The sequence below is a fragment of the Nocardia sp. NPDC060259 genome, assembly GCF_042728775.1.
GTDB lineage: Bacteria > Actinomycetota > Actinomycetes > Mycobacteriales > Mycobacteriaceae > Nocardia.
In genome coordinates, this window is the sequence record NZ_JBHXAY010000036.1 from 21,063 (window position 1) to 46,728 (window position 25,666).

A 25,666-nucleotide genomic window follows, 5' to 3' on the forward strand; every position below is an offset into this window, starting at 1 on the left:
AAGAACATGTCAGACACCGAAGCCACCCTGTCCGTCGCGGAACGCCGCAAGCTGCTGCTGCAGCAGAAACTGCGCGCGAGCGGCATGGCCGCCGCCACCTCCGAGCCCGTCGCCGTGCCGCGCATCGCGGCGGGGGAGCGGCGCCCGCTCACACCCGGCCAGCGCCGCATGTGGTTCCTGCAGACCCGCGACGCCGAGGACACCGCCCTCACCATCTGCGTCGCCTACCGGCTCACCGGCTCGCTCGACGCCGACCGGCTGCACGGCGCCTTCGACACGGTGGTGGCCCGCCACGACATCCTGCGCAGCACCTACGGCGCCGATGCCGACGGTGAGCCGTTCCAGGTGTTCACCGACGACGCGCGCGCCGAGTGGCAGACCCACGACCTGACCGATCTCGCCGAATCCGGTCGTGACCTGCGGGTGGAGGTACTGGCCCGGCGCGAGTTCGGCCGCCCCTTCGCCCTTGGCACCGAACTGCCGTTGCGCGCCACCCTGATCCGCACCGGCGCCGAAGAGCACGTGGTGCTGTTCGCCATCCACCACATCTGCTGGGACGACGACTCCTGGGCCGTGTTCTTCGCCGAGCTCAACGCCGCCTATCGCGGCGCGGGTGCCGTGCGGGGAGACGGCGAGTCCAGCACCGTGCAGTTCGCGGCGATCGCGCCCACCGCCGAACCCGCCGAGGCCGACGTCGCCTACTGGCGCGATGCCCTGCGCCCGCTGCCCGAACCACTCGAGCTGCCCGGCTCCGCCGCCGCCAACCCCGGCCGCAACGCCCAGCGCCGCACCCACCGCCTCCCCGCCGACCTCGTCACCCGCACCGAGCAGTTCGCGCGCGAACAGGCCGCGACCCCGTTCATGGTGCTGCTGGCCGGTTTCGACGCCCTCGTGCACCGCTACACCGCCGCCGAGGACTTCCTCGTGTCCATCCCGGTCACCGACCGCCCCGCTGGCACCGAACAGCTCATCGGCTACTTCGGCAACACCCTGCTGCTGCGTGCTGCCCTCGGCGCGCGCGACGACTTCGCCCACCTCGTCGCCGCCGTGCGCGACACCTGCGCGGGCGCCTTCGCGCGACGTGGCGTCGGCATCGATCGTGTTGTGCGCGAAGCCAACCCGGACCGCGTCGCCGGTCGCGACGGCATGGACCAGCTGGTCCGGCTCGGCTTCAGCGTCCGCAAGAGCGCCGACGGCTTCGCCATCGACGGCGTCACCTCCGCCCAGCTCGACCTCGGCGCCGCGAGCGCGCAGGTGCCGCTGGCCCTCGCCATCGTCCTCGAGGACGACGGTACCGCGGTGGTGGAAGCCGAATACCAGACCGATGTGCTCACCGAAGCCATCGTCGACCAGCTGCTCGTGCACTTCGGCCAGCTCCTCGACGCCGCGCTGCGCGACCCGCGGCGCAGGCTCGGCGACCTCGACATGCTCGGCGCCGCCGACCGCGCCGCGCTGCTGGAGCGCTCGCACGGCGTGCTCGTCGACCAGCCCGCGACCACCCTCGTCGCCCTGCTCGAGGCCGCCGCTGCCGCCACCCCCGACGCGATCGCGCTGGCCTCCGACGACATCGAGCTCAGCTACGGCGCACTGCACGCGCGCGCGAACCGGTTGGCGCACTGGCTGATCGGCCAGGGCATCGGCGCCGAGGACATCGTCGGCCTGCGCCTCGGCACCTCGGTGGAGTTCATCGTCGCCGTGCTCGCGGTGCTGAAGGCAGGCGGCGCGTACCTGCCGATCGACCCGGCCTACCCCGAGGACCGGATCGAGTACCTGGTCGAGGACGCAAACCCCCGATTGCTGCTCGGCGCAGTGGAATTGGCGTCCGCGGAGTCGACGGCGGCCGAGCTGCCCGCGACCGCGCCGACGGACGCGGACCGGCTGCGCCCGCTGCTGCCCGCGAACCTCGCCTACGTCATCTACACCTCCGGCTCCACCGGCAAGCCCAAGGGTGTTCCGGTGCCGCACTCGGCGATCGCCGAACACATCGTCTGCTTCACCGCCGACTGGAACATGACCGCCGAGGACCGGCTGATGCAGTCCTCGTCGGTGAGTTTCGACGCCTCGCTGGTCGACATCGCCATCACGCTCACGGTCGGCGCGCAGCTGATCGTGCCCAAGCCCAACGCTTTCCGCGATATCCGCTACGTCGCCGACCTCATCACCCGCCGCCAGGTGACGGTGCTGCACATGGTGCCGTCGATGCTCAGCACCTTCCTGCTGCTGCCTGAGGTGAGCGAATGGCGTTCGCTGCGTCAGGTTCCCGTCGGCGGCGAGGCGCTGCCCGGCGAGGTCGCCGACCGGTTCGCCAACACACTCGAGGCCGAACTGCGCAACCACTACGGCCCGACCGAGGCCGTGGTCTGCTCGACGCACATGCCGGTCGAGGGCCCGCAGGGCACCGGTGTGGTGCCGATCGGCATCCCCAACCGCAACGTCTACACCTACGTCCTGGACGAGGCGCTGCAGCTGGTGCCGGATGGTGTCGTCGGCGAGCTGTACCTGGGCGGCGATCAGCTGGCCCGCGGCTACCTGGACCGCCCCGCACTGAGCGCGCAGCGTTTCGTCGCCGACCCGTTCACCCCGGGCGCCCGCCTCTACCGCTCCGGTGACCTGGTGCGCCGCAACAGCTTCGGTGAGCTCGACTTCGTCGGCCGCGCCGACGAGCAGGTGAAGGTGCGCGGTTTCCGCATCGAACTCGGCGAGGTCGAGGCCGCGATCGCCGCGCATCCCGCCGTCGCGCACTGCGTCGTCGTGGTGACCGAGGACCCCGCCATCGGCGCCATGCTGGCCGCCTACGTGGTGCCGGCCGAAGGCACCGTCGACCTCGAACAGGTGCACGCCTTCGCCGCCGGCGCGCTGCCGGAGTTCATGGTGCCCAGTGCGTTCGCGGTGATCCCCGAGATCCCGCTGACCGTCAACGGCAAGCTCGACAAGCGCGCGCTGCCCGCGGCGACCCCCGCGGTCGTGCGCACCCACCGCGCCCCGGCGACGGCCACCGAGCGCAAGGTGTGCGCCCTGTTCGGCGCCCTGTTCAACCTCGACGAGGTCGGTGCGGAGGACTCGTTCTTCGAACTCGGCGGGCACTCGCTGCTGGCCGCGCGTCTGGTTGCCCAGGTGCGGGCCGAGTTCGGCGTCGAGCTGGACGTTCGCGTCGTCTTCGACAGCCCGACCCCGGCGGCACTGGCCGCCAACCTGGTCGCCCGCTTCCTGGCCGAGTTCGATATCGACCTCGACGCTGTCGACTCCGATTTGGACGACGAACCCGCCGCGGAGCCGAGCGTCGGTTCCGGTTCCGGTTCGGCGGGCGCTGACGGCGAGTCGGCGGACACCTCCGGTGTCTCCGTACCCTCGAGCCGCCCCGTGATCGGCGGACGCGCGCGCGGCGAGCGGATTCCGCTGTCGTACTCGCAGCTGGCCATGTGGTTCCAGTACCGCATGGAAGGCGCCGGCTCGGTCGGCAATCTGCCGCTGGCCCTGCGTTTCGACGGTGCGCTCGACATCGCCGCACTGCGTTCGGCACTCGATGATGTCGTCGCCCGGCACGAGTCCCTGCGCACCACGTTCCCCGAACACGACGGCGTTCCCTACCAGGTCGTGCACCCCGCCACCGCGGTACCGCTGCCCATCAGGGAGATCGCTCCCGGCGAGCTCACCGCGGAACTGGCGGCCATCGCCGACTACGCCTTCACCCTCGACGGCGAGCCGCTGATCCGCGCCGAACTGCTGGTGCTCGACGCGGACACCCATGTGCTGTCGCTGCTCGTGCACCACATCGTCGCCGACCACGCCTCCTTCGGCGTGCTGCTCGACGACCTCACCGTCGCCTACCGGGCGCGCAGCGAGCAGGGTGACGCGCCGGGCTGGAGCCCGCTGCCGATCCAGTTCGCCGACTACGCCCTGTGGCAACGTGAGCTGTTCGACCAGGCCGAGCCGAGCGAGTTCGCGCAGACCCAGATCGAATTCTGGCGAACCCAGCTGGCCGGTGTGCCCGAGGAGATCGCGGTCGCCCACGACCGTCCGCGTCCGCCGGTGCTCGGCAAGCGCGGCGAGGTGGTCACCTTCGCGCTGCCCGCTTCCGTGCGATCCGGTCTCGAATCGCTCGCGATGCGCAGCGGCGCCACCGAGTTCATGGTCTGCCAGGCCGCGGTCGCCACGCTGTTGCACACCCTCGGCGGCGGCACCGACATCACCCTCGGCACCCCGGTGGCGGCCCGCACCGATTCGGCGACGACGAACCTGATCGGCCTGTTCGCCAACATGGTGGTGCTGCGCAACGACCTGTCGGGCGCACCGACCTTGCGCGATACCGTGATCGGTGCCCGCAATGTCGTGCTCGACGCCAACGCGCACCAGGAACTGCCGGTCGAACGCCTCGTCGAGGCGCTCAACCCGCGCCGCTCCCGCTCACGGAACCCTCTGTTCCAGAGCATGATCCACTTCCGCGGCGCCGACTGGGCACCCGCCACACTGCCGTTCGCGACCTCGGGCGCGTCGACGGTCACGGTGCTGCCCGCCGACTTCGACGTCTCGTTCCTCGACCTGAACCTGAGCCTGAACGTGACCGCCGACGGCGGCATGGACGTGCGGGTCGTCGTCAACGCCGATCTCTACGATCCGGCCACCGCGGCACTCATCGCCGACGCGCTGGCAGCCACCCTGCGCGCCTTCGCCGAGACCCCGTACCTGCCGGTCGCCGACCTGCGGGTACTGCCCGCGGCGGACCTCGAGCGACTCCTCGCCGCCCCGGCGCCGGTCACCGCGACCGCCGTCGCCACCGATGCGGTGGCGGGCTCCGATACCGAGCGCACCCTGATCACGCTGATCGAGGAGCTGCTCGAGATCGACGACGTCACCGGTGAGGACAACTTCTTCGGCCTCGGCGGCGACAGCGTCATCTCCATCCAGTGGTCGGCCCGCGCCGTGGAACTGGGCCTGGCGCTGACCCCGCAGCTGGTGTTCGAGTGCGCCACGATCACCGAACTCGCCGCCGCGGTGGACGCCGCCGGTTCCTCGGAGCAGGCACAAGCCGAAGAGCCCGAACAGGTCTCGCATGCGCCGATGAGCGCCTCGGGTCTGGAAGCCGATGCGTTGTCCGCGTTGACGGCAGCCTGGTCCGCCCAGGGATGAGCAGTTCGGCGCGCACGCACCAATGCTCGATGCCATTCGACAACACGGCATCGAGCGTGGAGCGGCGCGCGGATTTCGGCACCAGCCGCGCCCGATGCGCGGCCGACCGGCGGCTGTGGCTTCCGCACAGCACGATCAATCAGCTAGGAGAGGACGCAGCATGAGTGCGCCGCAGATCGAAGACGTACTCGCGCTGAGCCCGCTGCAGGAGGGGCTGTTCTCCCTGTCGCGGCTGGCCGGGACCGAGATCGACCTGTACACGATGCAATTCGTGGTCGATATCGACGGCCCGCTCGACACCGACCTGCTGCGGCGCAGCGGTCAGGCGATGCTCGACCGGCATCCGAATCTGCGCGCCGCGTTCTGGGACACCGATGTGCCCAAGCCGGTGCAGATCATCCCGTCCCGTGCCGAACTGCCCTGGGCCGAGCGTGACGCGCGGACAACGGAATTCGACGCGATCGCCGAATCCGAGCGCCGGGTGCCTTTCATGCTCAGCCGCGGCCCCGCGCTGCGGGTGCTGCTGCTGAACGTCACCGACGCGCCCGCACCGCGCAAGCGGATGATCCTCACCGCCCACCACATCCTGATGGACGGCTGGGCGGTCGCGGTGTTCTTCACCGAACTCCTCGCCGTCTACCGCGCGGGCGGCAGCCTCGACGGCCTGCCCGCCCCGCGCCCCTACCGCGACTACATCGGCTGGCTCGGCGCCCAGGACCACGACGCCGCCGCCCGCCGCTGGGCCGACTACCTCCAGCAGGTCAGCGCGCCTTTGGTACTCGCCGACGGGACCGGCGATCGCGGTTCCGCGGTGCCGCAGACCACGCGACTTCGCCTGTCCGCCGCCGAGACCGAGCAGTTGCAGCGATGGGCGCGCGCCAACGGCATGACGCTCAATACCGCCGTCCAGTTCGCCTGGACGCTGCTGCTCGGCCGGATCACCGACCGGCGCGACGTCGTCTACGGCACCACCATCTCCGGCCGCCCCGAGAAGCTCGCCGGCGTCGAGGGCATGGTCGGCCTGTTCATCAATACCGTGCCCGTCGTGCACCGGCTCGACCCCGCCGAGCCGGTCGTCGCGCAATGTGCACGCCTGCAGCGTGATTCGTCCGCGATGCGCGACATCGGCTACCTCAGCCTGTCCACCCTGCAGCGCGCGGCCGGGCACGGCGCCCTGTTCGACACCCTGTTCGTCTTCGAGAACGCCCCGATCGACGACGCCATCCAGACGGTCACCGCCCCCGACGGCGCGCGGTTCCGGCCGATCGAGATGGAAAGCCTCGCCCACTACCCACTCACCGTGGTCTCGCACCTGAGCGAGGGCGACCTGCTCGTCCTCGTCGAGGCGATCCCGGCCCTGCTCGGCCACCTCGACCCCGCCGATCTCGGTGCGCGCCTGGTCACCGTGCTGCGCACCCTGCCGCAGCTCGACGCCGAGGCCACCCTCGACGCGATCGACCTGCTCACCTCCGCCGAGCATGCCGAACTGCGATCGGCGGCAACCGATATCGCGCCCGCACCGACCGCGACCCCCTGGGAACTGTTCGAGCAGCAGGCCACCGCGACGCCGGACGCGGTAGCGCTCACCACCACCGCGGGCGAGGTGTTCACCTACCGCGAGCTGTACGATCAGGCCTGCCGGATGGCGGGGGAGTTCGCCGCCCACGGCGTCGGTCCGGAAACCGTTGTCGCCCTGATGCTCCCGCGAGGAACCGCATCGATCGTCGCCATCCTGGCGACCTTCGCCGCGGGCGCCGCCTATGTGCCAGTCGATATCACGCTCCCGGCCGGTCGCATCGAATCGATTCTGCTCCAGTCGAACCCGGCTCTCGCCGTCGTCCTCGAGAAGGATCACGCACTGCTTGACGGTGTCACCCTCGGTTCGGCCGCCGCCGGTGATCGGCTCGGCGACGCGGTTGTGCCCTCGAGCAACGCTGGTAATGGCTCGGCGTTGCCCGACCAGCGATCCGTACAGGCACTGGTTATCGACGACCCGGTTGTAATCGACCGGATCGCCACCCGCCCCACCGAGGCTCCCTCCGTGCGCCGCGAACTCGAGCACAGCGCCTACATCATCTTCACCTCCGGCTCGACCGGCGAACCCAAGGGCGTCGTCGGCACCAACGCCGCACTGGCCGGATACTTCGCCGACCACCTCGAACGCTTCTACCGCCCCGCGATGGCGAAACTCGGCCGCCCGCTGCGGATCGCGCACGCCTGGTCGCTCGGGTTCGACGCGTCCTGGCAGCCGATGGTCGGCTTCTTCGCAGGCCAGGCCCTGCACCTGTTCGACGCCGAGGAGATGCGTGACGCGCACCGAATCGTCTCCGGCATGGCCGAATTCGGCATCGACATGATCGACACCACCCCGTCGATGCTGGCGCAGCTCGCGGCGGCGGGCCTGCTCGACCGTGAGCTGCCGGTGCTCGCCCTCGGCGGCGAGGCCATCGACACCGCACTGTGGGCGCGACTGCGCGCCCTGCCCGGTACCGCGGTCTACAACTGCTACGGCCCCACCGAGACCACCGTCGAAGCCGTGGTCGCGCCGGTCGCCACCTCGGAGATCCCGACCATCGGCACCGCCAACGGCGGCATGGCCGGGTATGTCCTCGACTCGCGCCTGCGCCCGGTGCCGCCCGGCATCGTCGGCGAGCTCTACCTGTCCGGTGTGCAGCTGGCCCGCGGCTACCTCGGCAAGCCCGCCATCACCGCCGACCGTTTCTGCGCCGATCCGCACCGTCCCGGCGAGCGCATGTACCGCACCGGCGACCTCGTCCGCAGGCTGCCCGGCGGCCGCTTCGGCTACCTGGGACGCGCCGACGCGCAGGTCAAGGTGCGCGGCTACCGCATCGAGGTCGGCGAGATCGAGACCGCGCTGCGCCGCTCCGCCGATATCGACACCGCCGCGGTGACCGTGGTGCGCCGCGCCGGTGGTGCGTCGCTGGTCGGCTTCGTCGTCGGCAAGACGGGCCGCGCGGTGGTCGTCAGCCGGGTCCGCGCCGATCTCGCACAGCGCTTGCCCGCGTACATGATTCCCGCCAGGATCGTCGTCCTCGATCAGCTCCCCGTGAACGTCAACGGCAAGCTCGACGGCCACGCGCTGCACGAGCTCGCCACGGAAACCCTCTCGGCCGCCGACGGCAACGCCGCCGCCGAGACCCCCACCGAGATCGCGCTGAGCGAGGTCTTCGCCGAGCTGTTCGACGGCCGCGCCCCCGGCGTCGACGCCGACTTCTACGAACTCGGCGTCGACAGCATCGTCGCGATCTCCCTGGTCAACAAGGCCCGCCGCCGCGGCATCGCGCTCAACCCGCGAATGGTGCTGGCCTGCCCCACCATTCGCGAACTCGCCGCCGCCGCGGACGACGGCCCCGCTGTCGCCGCCCAGTCCGGCGCCGACGCCTACGGTGTGGTGCCGCCGCTGCCGGTGGTCTCCTGGATGTACGAGTACGGTAACTACCGCCGCTTCACCCAGAGCGCGCTGCTGCGCCTGCCCGCCGGAATCGACCGTGCCGGACTGGAATCCACGCTCCAGGCACTTCTCGACGCGCACGACACCTTGCGCGCTGTCCTCACCGACACTCCCGACGGGCCGCGCATGGTCACCCGGGCGCCGGGTGTGGTGAACGCCGCCGATGTCGTGATCGAAGCGCCGGCCGGGCTCACCGGTGCCGAACTCGATTCGGCCATCACGAAATTCGCGCGCCTCGCGAACGACGCCATCGATCCGCGTGCGGGGGAGATGGTTCGTGCGGTGTGGTTCGCCGGTGGGGGCTTCGGTCCTGCCTCGGCGGTGAACGGAGACAGCGCTGCGGGCGCCGCCGCGGGTACTGGTTCAGACGCGGGCACCGGCGTCACCGGTGCCGACGCGGAGGTTGTCGCCCGTGACGGCGATGTGCTGCTGCTGTCGATCCACCATCTAGCGGTCGACGTGGTCTCCTGGCACATCATGATCGACGGCCTTGCCGCCGCGTGGCAGCAGGTCCAGGCGGGCGTCGCCCCGAAGATGCTGCCCGAGTTCACCTCCTACCGGCAGTGGTCGGAAGCCATGTGGCAGCGCGCCAGCGACCCGGAAGTGCTCGCCCAGCGCGACTATTGGGCCGCCCAGGTCAGTAACCCCGACGCCGCACTCGGCGCCCGGGTGCCCGCCCCGGCCACCGACACCTGGTCCACCCTGCGCGTCAGCTCGGTGGCCACTCCGGTCGCCGTGACCGAACGCCTCCTCAACCGCGTCGGCAAGGACGAGGGCATCCGCGAATTCCTGCTCACCGCCCTCACCATGACCATGGTCTCGATCCACGCGGGCAACGGAAACGACCCAGCCGCAGGCGCATTGATCGCCCTGGAAGGCCACGGCCGCGCCGACGCCGAACTCGGCACCGACACCGCCAACACCCTCGGCTGGTTCACCAGTGTGTTCCCCGTCCGCCTCGGCGTCGGCGAGCACGCGGTGGATGTCGCTCGCGCCCAAGCGGATCCGACCGCGGCCCGCTCGCTCCTCGCCAGTGTCTCGACCCACCTGCGCGAGATCCCCAACCAGGGCCTCGACTACGGCCTCCTCCGCTACGTCGACCGCGTCCCCGAACTGCGCGCCGCCGCCGAACCCCAGGTCGAGTTCAACTACCTGGGCCGCATCGACCTCGCGGGCACCGAAGGCGACCCCTGGTCCCTCCTGGTCGGCGCCCACGACGAAGCCCTCCCACTCGACCCCGAACCCGACCTCCCCCTCCGCTACGCGGTAGACGTCATCGCGGGCATCGGCACCACCCCCGCCGGCCCCGCCCTGACCACCAACTTCCGCTGGAGCACCGCCCTGTTCACCGAAGTCCAAGCGGCACGCTTCGCCGAACTCTGGGCCGAGGCCATCGACACCCTCGCCGACGCCCTCGGCAACTGAACCCACCCCCGACGAACGCAGGTGGCCCGGGCTGCCTGCGTTCGTCGTTCCCGATGGCTACCCTGGTCTCCGGAACATCAACGATCTCCGCCCGACGCAGTCCCGCTGTCTTTCGGAAGGAACCCCAGATGAGTCCCACCATCGGCGCCGTCGTCATCCCGGTCTCCGACCTGGAATCCGCCAAGAAGATCTACACCGCCCTCTACGGCGAACCCCACACCGACCAGCCCTACTACGTCGGTTACAACGTCAACGGCTTCGAGATCAGCCTCAACCCCCAGGGCGACGGCGCAGCAGGCCCGGTAGCGATGACCGACGTCGACGACCTCGACGCCACCCACACCGCCCTTCTCGCCGCAGGTGCCACCGAACAATCAGCTCCCCGCACCGTCGCCCCCGACGTGCGCATCTGCGTCCTCACCGACACCGACGGCAACTCCTTCGGCTTACGCGGAAAATAGCGGCTGGCCAATCTGGTCGTTCAGATCTTTACGACGCGAACTCCGGTCCCGCAGAGTACACGCAGATCCTCGGGGTCCGAGGTCAGCAGCACGACGGGGCCGGAGGCTGACAACGCGGTTGCCGCCACGATTGCATCAAGCGCGTACTTGTGTCCGTGCAGTCCGTGCGCAGCAAGTAGTTTGCTCGCGTGGCGGGCGATCGCCTCAGTCGGTGGGAGGAGATTCACCCGCGAGACCGCAAAGTCGAACCGGGCCTGTGGGGTCTTCGGGTTGCGGGCTTCGACAAGGGTGACCGTGCTCGCGACAACCCGACTGTCTTCCGCTTCGGCAGCCGCCAACCATTCGGTCAGTGTCGACGTGCGCTGAACGAGCTGGGACAGTCCTTCGCAATCGAGAACCAGGCTGCCGCTCACGCAGCGCCGATTGCATCGTCGCGCAGCAATGCGCGCTTGGCGTCGACCGCCGCGCGGTCTACCGGACCGTGTTCGGCCTCAGCGTCCTCGATGAGTTCGCGAAGGCGATCGCGTTCGAGCTGACGTTGGATCAGGGCTTCGACGTATGCGGACATGCCGCGCTTGCCGGTGCGAGCTTTCAGTGCCGCGATGGTGCCCTCGTGGAGCGAGACCGAGACGGGGCGTACAGGGCCTTCGCCGGGGAGCGGGGATGATGCCATGACCCATATTAACAAACTAATTGTTATCCGTGTCGGTTCGTTCAGCCCGAACCGAGCTGACCTATGACTGCTGCGAACCGAACCGGATCCACGCCCCGGAGGTCCGGTGGGCATGGATCGCTTTTCCGGCGACCCGCGCGGCGAGCCCGCCCACCGCACCGTCCGGCACGCTGACCGCGTAATCGGCGGTCCGGATCATGACCGCCTGGTCGAACCGATGATCCACACCGGCGTACTCGTAGACGGCCTCGTCCTCGGTCTCCGAACGCAGCCGGAAGACCAGGTAGATGGCCATCAAGTCGTCCGGGACAGCCGGTCGGTGAACATCGCGATGTGCTTGGCGAGCCGATGCGTCAGTTCGGCGGGTGGGCCGGGGATGACGGTGAAGTTGTCGGTGTCGTGGTGCTGGATCAGATAACGACCGTCGTCCGGGTAGTCCAGCCAGAGGAATGCTTTGCCATCGGCGGTCGGCCGCGAATCCACCTGGTAGCCGGGGTAGACGGTGATCTCACCGGTGCTGATGCGGGGACGGCGGAAGAACCGCTGTGTCTGTTCGACCGGGGACAGCCGGGTGGGATGCCTGGCGTAGGTCGCGGCCTCGAGATCGCTGCGGCGTCCCTGGAAGCGCGTCGTTGTTCCGCCTTGGGCGTACGGGAGTTTCGTGACGATCTCGGCGGCGAGGTCGGCCAGCGGCACGATGCTCAAGGTCAGGTCGCCGCCTTGTTCACGGGTGGGGCCGGGAGCCTGAACCGCCAGTGCCGCATGGTCTTCGATGATCCCTGCGAACACGCGCACGACCTCGGTCTGACCGGGCCCGTACACGCCCTCGATCTCGACGCGCACCTGAGGTTCGAGCAGCGCACCGAACACCTTGTGCAGACCCTCGTCGTAGACCTGTTGCAGCCGTTGTCCGGCGGCCTGGCGACGCTCATTGTGGATCTCGATGGTTTCCGCGAACTCGGGCTGGAAGGTCAGCGGGTAGGGCAGCCGGTCCCGGCCGTGGGCTTCGAGTCCGATGGCGAACGCGTGCGAGTCGAGCACCCAGCGGCCGAAGGGCACTTGCCTGGGCTGCATCGTTTCGTCGTCCGATAGTGCTTGGTTCCAGTTCACGCGCCGATCACCCCACCCGGCGGAAGTGTCGGTGGCAGCTGCCCGATGAGCTCGCTCTCCCGATCCTGGATGAGGTAATCGGGAGTGGTGTGCTCGTTCTCGTCGTCTTTGCCGTTGGCGCCACGTCCGCCGCCCATCATGCCGGGCATCCCGCTCATGCCACGCGCACCCGCGGCACCGCCCGCCGCCGCACGGGCACCCGCCGCCGCCGGGTTCGCGCCGACCGGTGAACCCGCCACGCTGCGACCCGCGCCGGGTGCTGTCGGTCCCCCGGCGATCCCGCCGCCGGGGGAGCCGGAACCAGGGGAACCACCACCGGTTCCGGCGGGCTTGTCACCCGTCGGCTGGCCGGTCCCGGTAGGCGTCGTGGCGGCCGGGTTGGTCGCCGTCGGATCGGTGCTGCTGGGTTCGGTCGAGTCGTCGTCGGAACTGTCGTCCTGATCGTCGCCGGAGTCGGTGGTCTGCGGCGTCGTGGCGCTCGGATCCTCCTGGGTGGCAGCGGGATTCGTCGTTCCGGGCGTCCCGCCGTTGCCGTTGGCGCCGTTGTTGTTGTTCCCACCGCCGCCGTTGTTGTTGCCGCCACCGTTGCCGTCGTCATTGGTGCCGCCGAGATTGTTCACGGGCTGTGGCAGGACCGGAGTCTGACTGTCGACGGTGATCGAACCGGGCTGGTACGTGCCGATCATGAAGAGCCGGGCGTCTTCCTGCGCCTCGGTGGCGCGATGCTTCGCAGCCTTGACCACGCCGTTGCCGGGAATGTGGCTGATGAACTCGTCGAAATCAGACACGTTCTCCGGTTTCGGAATCGCGATCTTCGCCTGTCCGAGGAGGCCTTCCATGTGGTCTATGCCGTTCGCAACCATCTGGAACGCGGTGGGCAGTTTCGCCGCGTCGGCGGTGTAACTCTTCACCGCGTCGATCGCCGCAGTACCCGATGCCCCCGACCACTTCTCGGACAGCACCCGCTCGAAGCTGGTCCGGTAGTTGTTGACCGCCGTCTCGGTTCCCGTCGTCAGCCGTCGCCAGCCGTCCGCGCCGGCATTCACGTCCTTCGCGTTGACACCGGAAGCGCCGTCCAGGCCGTTGAGCGCTTGCCAGATTTGCTGGTGGGTCCACGTGCTGAACGGCTCAGGGTTTTTCACCGCCGCTTCGTCCATCGTCAAACCGGAGTTGGCGCTCAACCGCGACCACTCGTTGCTGATGATGGTCCGGTCGCCCTCCCACTTCTCCCGGCCATCCTGGTCGAGGCGGCTGAACTCGTCGGCCCGGTCGTGGTTGTCCATGACCTTGAAAATGCCGAGAGTGCCCACGTGGCCCACGAACTCACCGAAGTTACCGACGCCGTCCCAGAACCCCATCAGATACCAGCGCCCGTCGCACCCAGGGCGCCAGCGGTCTGCTGGTCGACGCCTTGCAGTTTGCCGATGGCGGCGAGGAAGGTGTCGCGTTGGTCGCGGGCGATCGCGATGTGCTCGTCCAAGCGTTTGACTGCCGAGTCATTGGCGACTGCTTTGCCTTCGAGCTTCTGACGGATGGAATTCGCGGAAGGTAGGTCGCCCCAACCGGTCAGACGTTCGAGCGTCAGCGCCTCGAACTTCTGTTGCTCGAGTTCGGTGATGTACTCGCTGACAACGTTGGCGATGGATTGGCCGAGGTCTTCCTCGATCTTGAATTCGCCGCTTATCGCCTGGGCCTTCATGTTTCGCCAGTAGCTGGCATGATCCTGTGTCATCGATGATTCCCCCTCGACTACTTCGGTAGCTGCGGCTCGAGCGCCGCCGCGAACGTCGCGGCCATCTCGCATGTGTCCCCAACGCGGGGGCCTTCCGTGCTGAGCCACCCCACCTTGATCTCGAACATGCCCTGCTCCGCTTCAAACGAGACGTAGCAGCTGTCGGGATCGTTCCGCTCTTGCGAGACCAAGCCCGGGCGTGCGTTGACCGTCGTATCCCGGATGTTGATAGCGCTTTCCTTTGTGCGCGTCTCGGCCAGCGTGTGGCTGGTCGAGAGGATCGCCACACGGCGTTTCCCGATCTCAGCTCGGTCATCCAGCGGCGCCCAATTGCAGATTCGCCAGGAAGAAGCGCCGGTTGGTGGATCGGTGGTCACCCGCTTTGTCGCCGGGTTGAGCCCGGCCCCCCGCAGCGCGTCGTCCGACAACGCTCCCCGACACGGATTGAAGATGTCGTCGGCCGCCTTGGACGCCGTAGGACTCCCTACCCCCTCGGTCGACTCCCCACACCCGACCAGCGCCACCACCGAAACCACACCGCAGACCACAGCCCGCATCACCACAACGCTTCGCACAGCACTCCTACCTGGTCGACACGGCAGCCACCCGCCACTACCAAACTTAGACGCACCCCACCCCCGATCGGTTCCGCCCCATCGGTCGCGGGACGATCCATCGCCGGACATGGGCGCAGATCATCCTCAGCCTGGCCACCCTCGCAGCCGTCCTCTGTGCCTACAAGTCACCGGCCAACCGGGTCGGCACTAGAGATCGAATGTCGTCGTGGTCAACCAGGGTTCGCCCTGATAGTGGGGATGGGTAATCTGGCGCACCGCATCGATCAGAAACCGCGACAGCGGAGCCGCGCGGTAGTCGACCTTCTTGGTGACCTTGTCGATGGTGACGTGATGGTCGATCGGCTCCCGAGGCGGATCCGCCCGCGACACAGCCTGGATTCGATACATCAACACGTGCCCGATCTCCGAAACCAGATCGATCCGAACCTGCCACGGCTTCGGATGGATCTGTCCGGTCCCGAAATAGGTCTCGTCCCACGACGACCGGTCGAGCTCGATCCCGTAAATCCAGTACCCGCCACCGGGTTCGGGCGGAAGCCCGCGCGATGCGCGCTCGGCGATCTCCTGACCTCTGCGGCGCTCCAGCTCAGGATCCGGCCGCTCCTGACAAACCCACACCCCTTCCGACTCCCGAACATCGAACGCCTTCTGCGTCCCCAACACCCGCTGAAGATAGGCAGTCACCTCTTCCTCGGAAGTCGGTGGCACACTGTCCGACGTGCCATTTTCGGCAACTGATTCACCGGGGCCGTCGGCGGTCAGCCGGGCAACCCTTCCGGGGTCGATTCGCGTGACGGACAGCAGCTCATCGATCACGGCATTCGGGTCGGGATCTTGTGCCGCAGTAACGAGAACGATGTCGTCGCTATTGTCCCAGTACGGCGTGAACATGCCGATAATTCTCCCGGACCTCAGCTTCAAGGGAAGGAAGATTCCGTATTCGGTTCCCCAGTAGAATCCACGGGATATTCGGGCCTGGACATAGTCGACCGAGGCGGAGATGCGGGCGACAGGTGTGGCATTCTTGAATAATGGCCCGCTTTCTTCGGGCAGGCGAAGAAACGGCAGCGTTGGCCACGGCCGCATACTGTTCATGCGTGCGGCTACTCGGCTCAAGAATTCCCGCAGTTCGGCCGGCTTCTGCGGCATCTGCACGAGCGCTGGAAGGGGTGCCCTCGTCAGGAGGCCCTCGAAGAGCGCCTGATACTCCTCATCCGGGGTGAGTGTAGCGAGCGGTTCGGTTACCAGTGAGTGCGCGACCCGGTCGACAACCTGGTCGTCGAGTTCCTTCTCGAACTGCACCGAGTACAAAATCGCATTCACGACAGGCCGCCAGTAGCTCATGTCACTCGCCTTCATCCGGCTGAAATGGTTGTCCCGCACAATCACGTCATCCGGGTCGTCATTCGGCAGAGTGGTACTCGACCTGGCTATCTTCGATCCTTATTCCTTGCCGCCGGAGGCTGTCGACCACTTGGTGTGTATATTTCCGCGCCGGTCGGTAGTGACTGCTCTGATCGCTCACGAGGAGCACTCGCCCGGCTTCCGCCTGTATTTCCCCGGCTCCCGCTACAGGCGCTCCCGCGGACAGGCTTGAATGGTGAAACTCGCCCAGGAGATGGATAGGTGCGGAGTAGAGGTATCCGTTGTGATCCATGATGAATATCGCTCGTCCGCCCTGCGGAGTCCAGAGTGTGTGCGCCGAAGAGGTATCGAACGGTGTGCCCCTGTGGTCCTGCAGCAGGCCGCCGTAGCTGTGCAGCCGGAAATCTTGCCGAGCTGCATCGTTGAGATATTGAACCTGCTTCCCATCCCAAACGGAATTTTCGGGGAGGTGCTCTCCGCGGAAAGACGGGAGCAGCGGTGTCGTCTCATAACGGGTTGCGCTCGGCTCGATCCCGAGTTCATCCAGGCGGAAAATCCTCCCTGGTTCAACTCTTCCGGTATCGGTCAGTTCTCGGACGACTTCGTCTGGGTCGCGATCGGAGTCAGCGGCATAGACGATGACGTCATGGCTCCCTTCCCAATATGGCGAGAAGAGTCCGATGATCGTTCCGGAACTCAATCTCAGCAGCAGGAACGGGCCATCCTCACTGTCGTGATTGAAACTGCGAGCAAGGCGTCCCTCGACCTCGTTGACCGTGAGCGCGAGCCTGGCGATCGGTCGGGCATTCCGGAATTCGCCCAGGTAGTCGGCGGGCAGCGGAGTGTAGGGCGGTGTTGGCCAGGGACGCATCGAATCCATGGCTTCGACAACTTGCGCCAGGAAGTGTCGTAGTGCGGCTTCGGGGTGGCGCATCCGAACGAGGGTCGGCAGCGGTGCCTGGTTGCGGAGGCCGTCGGCGAGCGAGCTGTATTCGTCGGCCGCGGTCAGGTGCTCGATGGGTTCGACCAACAGCGCCGTGGTAATCCGGGCAACGAGAGCCTGGTCCAATTGCGGTTCGAACTGGATGCGGTAGAAGATCCGTTGAACGATCCCGGTCCAGTAGTCCATGTCCCTAACCCCTCCTCATCGCGGCGCTTCTAACTCAACCTGGGTCGCGCTGAGCGGGGATCCCAAGCCTACGTAGATGTTCGACCGCCTGCAAAGTGTGTCCGCGCTCAGGCCGGTAGTGACCACTGGAGGTGAGCAGCTGGAGTGCTCTGTGTAGCAACAGGTCTCGTGAACCCACATCAAGCAAGATGAAGGGGGCTCAGTCCTCGGAGCGGCTAGGGCGACGGTCGGCAGGTGTCTGCACGGCACGCTCCCGAGCCTCAGGACCGGGTGTCGCCGCCTGATAGTTGCACGCCACGATGTGGTCCAAGAATCTCTGCTCCGGCGCTATCCCATACTCCTCCAGATAATAGCGTGCTGCTGCGGTCCAAATCCACACGCTATCTGTTCTGAAGACTCGAGGAACCTTATTTCCGCTGCTTGGGTCGATCTGATCAATTGATTTACCGTTGGAGGCTCGGATGAGTGCCCCTCCGCGAAGGAACGAGAGAATGCTCTCTTTCGTCGTAGGGTCGGTTATCGTCTGCCTAGATGTTGTGATCGGTATGCCATTGCCGTCGATACCGTCGAAGAGTTGAGCGATCAGTGTCATTGCTGACTCCTGGTGATGAACGATCAAATTCCTCTTCATGGGTGAAGCTCAACGAAAGCGAATAGTCCACCATCCAGGAGGAGTTGTCACCGGCTGCCCGCGCTGCATCAGGTCTTTCGTCCCGTCCGCGACAGTGGCCGAATAGCCCGGCCTTGCGGATCGTCAGCTTTGGATCGAACTGACGTCAAGATCCGCAGTTCATCATCCGTTGGCCCGGCCATGCATTCGTTTTCTCAATTCGATGGCTTCGGGGAGTTCTTGGGCGAGGGTATTTATCCACCCGGTGAAGTCCCTAGTGCTTTGCCTCAGTGGTCTATTTGCCGTATAAATCCAAAAGTGCGGATTAGGTTCTTCGAGATCCTCGCTGCGGAAGAAGTGAAACATGTATCCCTGGTGGGTTTGAAATATAAAGGTATTCGCAAATGGGGTGAAGTCTTCGTGGTAATCGTCGACCACGATCTCACGGGCGATTTCCTTTGCTTCGAGCAGCCAATCGTAATCCCACTCACCGCCTCGATTGAGCCAGTAGGGATCACGCCCGCCGAACAGTAGAAATTCACGATACCGCTCCGGTAGGCGGGATACGTGCTGGGCATCCATTAGGGTGGCAACCTCTTGCTGGGTGCATCCCTTGATGGTTTTCGGGTCGACAATTCCGGCTTCCGTCAACGGTTTCACAATATCCTGCATGTAGTTCAATTAGTACTCCCTTCGTGTGCGCTACAGAGTCAATCGGTCGCGGCGTACCGGTGGATATGGCAGGGCGTAGTATACCTCTATTTCGATATTTGGATACATTCGCTGAAATTCGCGGATCGTAGGATTGCACGACTGACAGGGTTCTTGTTCGGAGAAGAGTCTTACTCGACCTGGGGTGTGATTCTGATTATTTTCGTCCAGAGGGTACTGCTCCCTGATCTGCGAATAGAGGTGTTCGAGCATGTTATTTTCTGCGTCGTTCCTTCGGATTTCATCTTCACTGAGGTCGGGAACGATCGAATTCCGTTGTGATGGCGGAGCAATCGGCGGGAGTGGCGTGCCAGCGGGTGCATTTCTGGACACGTCGGAGGTTCCGCTGAATCCGGTGAAAGTTCCAGCTTGGTCTCCGATAGTGAAATCTAGCGCACCGCCCATAGTCCTCCATCCGACGTTGGCGGCACGTCTTGCCTGCCGCTGCAGTTCGACGAGATCGGATACTTCGGCTGCAGTAGGATCGACCAGATTGAAACTGGGCTCACGTGCAAGGTCATCCGAAGCGCTTTCTGAGCTGGTGCCGGCGGGTTTGCCGGGGACTTCACCTTCACCTGGCACATGATTGTCAGAGCGTTCGCGTCCGTGCGATGGAATGCTGCTCGTCGGCGTTTCGGGGATGTCGCCTGGGTGGTGCGAGAACCTCGGATCCCTGTCATATCGGTCGTCCACCTCGCCAGCGGGAGCCTGAGTTGCTTCGACACGATCATTACTGCTGTGGGAGGCAGGTTCGGCGGTAGCTGGGTGACCTTCGTTTCGGATCTGCTCGACCTCGCGAGTGCGTTGGCTTGCAGTAGCCTCGGCACGCGTCGGGCCGGCCTCTGCCTGCGTGGCGCCCGCGTGAGTCGCCGCTGTGGCGTGACTGTGGTCTACCGGTCGAACGTCCCCTCCATCGGCCAGGCTCCCGTCGTCCGGACCTGGCTCAGCAGCCAGCCGACTGCTGTCGCCGACAGGCTGTCGGTGGGTTGGAAGCTGGTCGGATTCTTGGCTATTCGGAGTTGGTGCATTGCTTCGGGGCTGCTCGGCTGGTCGAGGGACGTTACTCTGATCTCGTACCGGACCGTTGCCGGGTCCTCGCTGATCCGCCGGAGCTTGATTCGGTGTTCCGGCGGGAAGACTTTCTGTCCCGGAGGCGCGGCTCCGTTCGAAATCGCTTGATCGTATCGGTTCGCGATCGTTTGTAGCGGCAGACTCGGGTGACGTGTGATCACGCCCGTCCTCTTGTCGACCACGTGCGCTGCGGTGCCCATCATTCTCGTGCCCGGGGGAGCTATCGGTCGACCCACCCAGCCGTGCAGGCTCTCCATCATCGACAACGTCTTGTCCTGGCCGAGGAGCTGGGCCAGCAATTGTTTGGCCTGTTCCAGCGTTCGTACCGGCTCCGGCATTCGTCGGCCCTCCGTTCGCGTCGATCGGGATGAATATCATCTCGGCCGCCCCGTCGACCAGGTAGCTGGGCGGGGTGTCCGATGTTTCGCCAGTTTGCGGGTCCCACCACACCGGTCCGTCCGCGCCGGGTGGGTAGACGATGACTGTCGCATGGCCGGATTCGATAACGGGAGAACCGTCGTCCTCGTAGCGTAGATTGCCAGCTTCGTCGCGGGCATGCCAGAACGTGCCGACCAACGCGGCCGAGCCCGGCCCGAGATTGTTGATCAGGTCATGCAGCGAGCTGTACTGGTGGCTGATCGGAAGACCGGAGAACTCCTCCCAGTCGCGGCCGAGCCACTCGGAGGCACGTAGGTCGCCGTCCACCTCGCCATCGGGGTCGGGGGTGCCGTCAGGGAGGGTGTCCAGCCAGCGGGGGACGGAAATGCGAGGAATTCCGAAGAACGAGGAGATAGCGGACAATGCACAGTCGAGGCAGTTGTTGTCGCGACCCGTCACGTCGGTGCCGCCGTCGTTCACGTACTGGCCGTAGGGGTGGGTGCGGGGATCGGCTCCGACAGTGAAGGACTCGCCGTCTCGCAGCGCGTTTTCCAGAAACTGCTGGTAAGACTCGTTCTCCAATGGTGCGAGGTGCCCAGGGGCGAACTGCCTGGTGACGTCTGGATCGGTGATAGCCGGTTGCGGACTGCCCAACATCGAGGTCTGCGGCGAGGAAACAGGCGCCGACGGCGCAGTCGTCGACTGGGTAGGCGACGAGCTTGGACCATCCGGATGTGTAGTTGGTATGGCACCTAGATCTCGAGATGATCCGGGCGACGGTTGTTTTCCGTTCGCAGCCAGTTCAGTTTGTGGTTCGTTGACCGGAGCGGCGAACTGGGAGGTGGGTATTCCGGTGGCCGGTGACGAGACCGGTGTGATCGGCGACGAATCTGCCGAGTGGTCAATACTGTTGGTAACAGTCTGGTCACTCGGGGGCAGAAGCGACGAGTCGGCTACTCCTCGATCGTCCCCTCCTCGGGCCAAATCCCCGTTGTCCGGCTCTGCATCGACGCCCATGACGTCGCGACCGCCGAGACCCGGTCCGTCGGACGGTGCCGGATCGGATTCTTGGTGATCTCGACTTCCTGGGTGATCCCCGGGTCGTTCGGTGTTTCCAGGAAGGTCAGGTGTACCCGGTACACGATCGTGTTCGGGTCCTCGGAGATCCTGGTCAGGTGTATCCGTCGCTGTTTCGGAAACACCTGGTAGCCCTGTGGTGGCAGGCCCGCTTCCGTTGTCTGGTCGAATTCCGCCGCGATCACCGGCATCGCCATGCTCGAGTGTGCCGTGATCACTCCCGTATGTTTGTTGATCACGTAGTTGCCCAGGCCCATTCCCCACTGGGCCTGTTCCTCCGGGGTCACCATCTGCTGGCATACCCAGCCGTGTTTGCCCTCCAGGATGCTGTACTCCTGGTTCGGTCCGAAAACTTGGGCCAGCAAATGTCTGGCCTGTTCCCTGGTGGGTACTGGTTCCGGCATGGGGCGGTTCTCCGTTCGCGTCGAGGGGTATGCATTCCATGGTCGCCGCGTTGTCGGTCAGCGAAGCTGGTGGTGCATTGAAGGTTTCGCCGGATTGCGGGTCCCACCACACCGGGCCCGCGGCTCCCGGTGGGAACACGATCACTGTGGCATGGCCGCCGCGGAGAACCGGTGAGCCGTCCTGGTTGTAGAGCTTGTTGCCGTTCGCGTCGCGGGCGTGCCACATGGTTCCGACGATGGCTGCCGAGCCAGGGCCCAAGCTTGCTATGTAGTTGTGCAGAGCCTGGTACTGGTCAGGCAGCGGCATCCCAGCGTATGACCCGAAGTTCGAGCCCAACCAGGCTGCGGCACGTTCCCGCCCGCCCCACTCGCCTGACATGTTGTCCGGCTGACCGTTCGGCTGCAGATCGGGCCACCGGGGTGCGGAAACTCTGGGAAGCCCGAAGAACGACGACAAGGCGGCGAGCGAGCAGTCCAGGCAGTTGTTGCCGCGGCCCGGGACGTTGCGTCCACCGTCGTTGACCGATTGCCCGTATGGGTGGGTCCGTGGATCCGCGCCGCGGACGAAACCGTTTCCCGAGCGGAGCGAATCTTCGACTCTCTGCTGGAAGGCGGCGTTCTCGATATCCGCGAGTCGACGGTGGTCGACCACTCTGCTGTCCGCTGGATCGCTGAGTCGGGTCGGGGTATTCGCGCGGGCGATGTCATTGCTGATCTCGCGCATGTCGTTCGGGCTCAGCGACTGTCCCGGCGGGGCGGGGAACAAGCCGATGTGATCGCGCAGCGTGTTCGCGATCGTGTTCTGCGGCTGGTTGGGATTCAAGGTCGTGTCGGCCGCCGCGGGGTCGGTGGCGAATTCGACGTCGACCAGGAAGCGGTCACCACTGCTGAGCAGGCGGCTGCCGTTGTTGAAGGTGGCGTCGACGGTCGCCTGAATGCTCTCCATCGCCTGTTGCAGCTCGGCGGGTGACAGCAGGTGCGCGTTGGGGATGTGGGCGCGGATGGTGGCTACGGCGACCCACTGGTTGCCGCCGAGGTGGAAGCGGCGGATCCGGTAGGCGGGTGGGCGCTGGGTGAAGGGGCTTCGGTTGGCGTCTACCGCGGTGGTGCGGCCGTCTTGGGATGGCAGGTCGCGCAGGGATTCGCGGAGTGCGCGGGCCTGGTTGTGGGGTGGCGGGTTTGTGGGGTTGTGCGTGTTGGGACCGGCCGTGGGTGTGGGGTTGGGGCCGAATGTCTGGTTGGGGTTCTGGGAGTGTGGCGGTGTGGGGCTGGTGCCGAGATCCTGCTGGTTGGTCGGCGTCGATGTCGGTGTGCCGGGCGGGTTCGGTGCGGTTGCGGGGGTGTTCGGCTGGGACGCGGGCGTCGTCGGGGTGGACCGGGGAGGTATCGGGGCGCTGGAGGTCGGTGTAAGCGTGTTCGACCTGGGTGACGACGGTGCGGAGGTGGCGGTCGGACTCTGGGTGATCGGTGGGGTCGGCGTGGTGGGTGGCGTCGTTGGAGTGGTTGCGGGCGTGGGAGTTCCGGTTTGCGATGTCGGCGTTGCGGTGGTGGCGGCAGCGGTCGACGTTTCGGGGGAAGTCGGCCTGGTGGTGTCTGGGGGCGCGGTTTGGGTGGTCGCGGGGTTCGACGGAGTTGTGGTGGGGCTGAGGCCGGGTGTGGTTGATGTGGCCGGTTGGGTGTCCGGTGTCGTGGTGACAGGTGGCGTTGCCGGTGTCGTGGGAGTGACGGACGGTGTCTGTGGTGTCGCCGGGGTCGTGGTGGGGGCCGACTCTGGTTGGGTGACGCCGTTCGGTGTGGTTGAGGTCGGAGTCTGTTGCGCGGGAGGGGTATTCGCTGGATCAGGGTTGGTCGCCGGGCTCTGTGCGGGCAGGTCCAGTGGGTTGTTGGTGGGTGACGGTGTGGTGTCGCCTGGGGTGGGCGTATCGGGTGTCGCGCCATTCGTCGGGTTGGACGGCGGTGTGGTGTCGCCGGTGGAGGGAGTGGGGTTGGTGGGGGTGGTGTCGCCGACGGGCGGAGTGCCGTTGGTCGGGGTGGTGTCGACAGGCGATGGTGTGACGGGAGTGGTCGGGCTTGGCGAGGAAGTATCTGCGGGCGCCGGGGTTTGGGTCGGCCCGTTGTTTTCCGGGCTGGATGGCGTGGAATTCCCGGTGTCGGGGTTGCCGTTCGGGCTGGATGGGGTGGCGTCGCCGGTGTTCGGGGTAGCCAGTGACCCGTTGGTGTCCGGGTTCGGCGTCGGCGAGGGGTTCCCGTCATCCGGAGCGCTGTCGCTGTTCGGGCTCGCAGGCGGAGCATCGGTAGGCGAGGGAGTTCCGTTCGCGCCGTTGTCATTCGGGCTCGCGGGGGCGGGATCTCCGGTCGCGGTGTTCTGGGGCGAGGTTGCTCCGTCGGTGGGTGAACTCGGGTCGCCCGTTGACGCGGGGGTGGTCGGTTCGCCGTTGCTCGGGGCGGCGGGAGTGTCGGGGGTGCCGTTGTCGGTTCCGGTCGGCGGCTGGTCGCCGGACGGTGCGTCGGTCGATGCGGGTGTGGTGGGGGCGGGGGCCTCCGTCCCTAACTCGGGAACTGTTGGAGCCGTGGCGTTTCCACCGTTGGCACCGGATTCGAGCGTGCTCTGGATACCGCCGGCGCCCGCACTGGTGAAGGTGTCGAGGCCGATGTCGAGGTTGAATTCCTGGCCGAGGAAGGCCGCGCCGACTCCTGCGGCGGCGACCTGGGCGGACACGTCCGCGCCTAGTTCGGTGACGGATCCGCCGACCACTTTGCCCGCGAGTTTGCCTGCCGTGGAGGACAGTCCATCGGCGAGGACATTGGTGCCGCCGCCGAGGACGCCGCCGACCGCGCCGCCGACGGCGCCGCCGAAGGTGGCCAGGCCCAGGTCGGTCAGGCCGAACTTCTGCCATGAGCGGTCGCCGTTGGAGACCTGGATCAGGCGGGCGGACAGGTCGGTGCCGCCCTCTTCGAGTGCTTCGAAGGCGGCGCCGCGCAGGGCCAGCCGGGCGGCAGCCTTCGCCGCGCCACGGGTTAGCATGCGGGCGATCAGCTGTCTGATCGCGACCCGCACCGCCACCTGCGCGGCAACTCGGGCGGCGACACCGGCGGCGGCGCCGATGCCAGTCCACGCGGTCAGACCTGCGGCGAGTAGTTCCACCGCCGTGATGATCATCGTCCCGATGATCACGAGCTTGGTGTGCTCGATGTCGTTGGCGCCGTCGTCGAGGAGCTCTGCCTGCTTCTCGCACCACTTGCGCACGGCGGTGAAGGCTGCCGCGTCGCCTGCGAGGAGTTTGTCGCGCAAGACGGTGATCGTGGTGTGGGTTTCGCCTTCCGACAGTGCGGTCAGCGCGGCGTTGAACGCGACAGTGGCGTTGTCGTCGACGGTGTTGAGGGTCTGGGCCATGGCGGTCCAGCCGTCGGCGACCCGGCGCATCGCCGTTTCGTCACCCTCTGGCCAATCGCCCGCGCCGAGAATGTATTTCGCGACCCACTGCAGCTCGTCGGGGATCTCGATGCCCATTTACAGCGTGCTCGCCGCCGCGTTGATGCCACCTGCGCCCGTGGTGTCCTGGTTCTGCAGCGCGTCGGCGATGGTGACCATGTTCTGGCCGGTCTGGGTCATCGCGGTGGCCAATCCGGTGACGGCCTTCTGACCCGATTCCACACCGGGCGTGTAGTTCTTGGCGAAGGCCTGGCCGATCTCGTCGTTGCCCCAGCACTCTCCCTCGGCCGCGATCACCGCTGCCAGCGCCTGAACGCCGGTGGTGATCGTGTCCGCGACCGTGGTGAACGACGGCTGGGTCCCGCGCAGCGCGGCGGGGTCGACGTTCAGCGAGCTCATCGCAGGTATCCGCGGTTGCGGAAGTATTCGCCTTCTTCGTCGTCGGTGTCCTCGACGAGGCGGCGCGGTTCTGCGACCGGTTCCGGCTCAGGAGGCGGAGGCGGGGAGAGCTGGGCGATCAGGTCTTTCATGCTGGGAGCGCCCGGAATAAGGTCGGGCAGGTCGGGCATACCCGAGGTCAGCGGCGCCAGTGCCTGCTCCTGCACGCGCGCGGCCTCGGCCGCCATGCTCGCGATGGCCTCGGTGACCGATCGGCCCAGCGACTCCGGGGTGGCGCGTTTGAAGGCCTCCGGCGCGATGTGCACCTCCGAGACCCCGGCGATCGTGCCGGAAACACGCACCAGATTGTCCGCCGACCACACGCTCACCGGCTCGGTTGCCCGCGACTGCGCGTCGAGCAGTGCCGACTTCTCGGCCGTGAACGAGTCCAGCAGCGAGTCGACCTGCGCCCGCAAAGTGTCGTTGGCAGCCCGCGTCGGCGCCGACCAGTCGTTCATCGGGTGGTTGGCGC

17 protein-coding genes are annotated in these 25,666 nt (G+C 66.7%); 3 read left to right on the forward strand and 14 right to left on the reverse strand.

All coding sequences use genetic code 11. The features are described from left to right. The first annotated feature begins 6 nt into the window (after window positions 1-6). The 3 genes from ACFWF2_RS15830 to ACFWF2_RS15840 all read left to right on the forward strand — a co-directional run bounded on the left by ACFWF2_RS15830 (window position 7) and on the right by ACFWF2_RS15840 (window position 10,485). A complete protein-coding gene (locus tag ACFWF2_RS15830; RefSeq protein ID WP_379308163.1) occupies window positions 7-5,127 on the forward strand; it encodes an amino acid adenylation domain-containing protein in 5,121 nt (1,706 codons plus the stop codon). A gap of 160 nt (window positions 5,128-5,287) precedes the next feature. After that, entirely contained in the window at window positions 5,288-10,024 is a 4,737-nt protein-coding gene (locus tag ACFWF2_RS15835; protein WP_379308164.1) for an amino acid adenylation domain-containing protein, read from the forward strand. Window positions 10,025-10,152: 128 nt separating this feature from the next. Continuing rightward, a complete protein-coding gene (locus ACFWF2_RS15840) occupies window positions 10,153-10,485 on the forward strand; it encodes a VOC family protein (protein ID WP_379308165.1) in 333 nt (110 codons plus the stop codon). A 20-nt stretch (window positions 10,486-10,505) separates the two neighbouring features. Here ACFWF2_RS15840 and ACFWF2_RS15845 read toward each other — a convergent pair whose 3' ends face one another. The 14 genes from ACFWF2_RS15845 to ACFWF2_RS15910 all read right to left on the reverse strand — a co-directional run bounded on the left by ACFWF2_RS15845 (window position 10,506) and on the right by ACFWF2_RS15910 (window position 25,652). Next, entirely contained in the window at window positions 10,506-10,898 is a 393-nt protein-coding gene (locus tag ACFWF2_RS15845; RefSeq protein WP_379308166.1) for a type II toxin-antitoxin system VapC family toxin, read from the reverse strand. Then, entirely contained in the window at window positions 10,895-11,158 is a 264-nt protein-coding gene (locus tag ACFWF2_RS15850) for a hypothetical protein (RefSeq protein ID WP_379036365.1), read from the reverse strand. Before ACFWF2_RS15850 ends, ACFWF2_RS15845 begins: the two co-directional genes overlap by 4 nt. A 61-nt stretch (window positions 11,159-11,219) precedes the next feature. After that, complete coding sequence (locus ACFWF2_RS15855) at window positions 11,220-11,453, reverse strand: hypothetical protein (RefSeq protein ID WP_379308167.1); 234 nt, start codon at window positions 11,451-11,453, stop codon at window positions 11,220-11,222. Further along, window positions 11,453-12,232, reverse strand: a complete 780-nt coding sequence (locus ACFWF2_RS15860; RefSeq protein ID WP_379308168.1) for an ESX secretion-associated protein EspG — start codon at window positions 12,230-12,232, stop codon at window positions 11,453-11,455. The genes ACFWF2_RS15855 and ACFWF2_RS15860 overlap by 1 nt, the downstream gene beginning before the upstream one ends. Before the next feature lie 32 nt (window positions 12,233-12,264). After that, complete coding sequence (locus ACFWF2_RS15865; RefSeq protein ID WP_379308169.1) at window positions 12,265-13,626, reverse strand: hypothetical protein; 1,362 nt, start codon at window positions 13,624-13,626, stop codon at window positions 12,265-12,267. Further along, window positions 13,626-14,000 (reverse strand): hypothetical protein, encoded by a 375-nt coding sequence (locus tag ACFWF2_RS15870; RefSeq protein WP_379308170.1) that lies wholly within the window; start codon window positions 13,998-14,000, stop codon window positions 13,626-13,628. Before ACFWF2_RS15870 ends, ACFWF2_RS15865 begins: the two co-directional genes overlap by 1 nt. A gap of 17 nt (window positions 14,001-14,017) precedes the next feature. Then, window positions 14,018-14,575: a DUF3558 domain-containing protein gene (locus ACFWF2_RS15875; protein WP_379308171.1), complete on the reverse strand. Its 558-nt coding sequence runs from the start codon at window positions 14,573-14,575 to the stop codon at window positions 14,018-14,020. Window positions 14,576-14,764: 189 nt separating this feature from the next. Beyond that, window positions 14,765-15,922, reverse strand: a complete 1,158-nt coding sequence (locus ACFWF2_RS15880) for a hypothetical protein (RefSeq protein WP_379308172.1) — start codon at window positions 15,920-15,922, stop codon at window positions 14,765-14,767. Between the two features lie 58 nt (window positions 15,923-15,980). Then, the gene (locus ACFWF2_RS15885; RefSeq protein ID WP_379308173.1) at window positions 15,981-17,072 is read right to left on the reverse strand and encodes a hypothetical protein; all 1,092 of its coding nucleotides are present in this window, start codon (window positions 17,070-17,072) and stop codon (window positions 15,981-15,983) included. A gap of 199 nt (window positions 17,073-17,271) precedes the next feature. Next, window positions 17,272-17,664: a hypothetical protein gene (locus ACFWF2_RS15890; protein ID WP_379308174.1), complete on the reverse strand. Its 393-nt coding sequence runs from the start codon at window positions 17,662-17,664 to the stop codon at window positions 17,272-17,274. A 201-nt stretch (window positions 17,665-17,865) separates the two neighbouring features. After that, window positions 17,866-18,354: an SMI1/KNR4 family protein gene (locus tag ACFWF2_RS15895; protein ID WP_379308184.1), complete on the reverse strand. Its 489-nt coding sequence runs from the start codon at window positions 18,352-18,354 to the stop codon at window positions 17,866-17,868. 30 nt (window positions 18,355-18,384) lie between these two features. Next, complete coding sequence (locus ACFWF2_RS15900) at window positions 18,385-24,834, reverse strand: toxin glutamine deamidase domain-containing protein (RefSeq protein ID WP_379308175.1); 6,450 nt, start codon at window positions 24,832-24,834, stop codon at window positions 18,385-18,387. Beyond that, window positions 24,835-25,155, reverse strand: a complete 321-nt coding sequence (locus ACFWF2_RS15905; protein ID WP_379308176.1) for a WXG100 family type VII secretion target — start codon at window positions 25,153-25,155, stop codon at window positions 24,835-24,837. After that, window positions 25,152-25,652, reverse strand: coding sequence for a YbaB/EbfC family nucleoid-associated protein (locus ACFWF2_RS15910; protein ID WP_379308177.1), 501 nt, complete (start codon window positions 25,650-25,652; stop codon window positions 25,152-25,154). Before ACFWF2_RS15910 ends, ACFWF2_RS15905 begins: the two co-directional genes overlap by 4 nt. Window positions 25,653-25,666 lie beyond the last annotated feature (14 nt).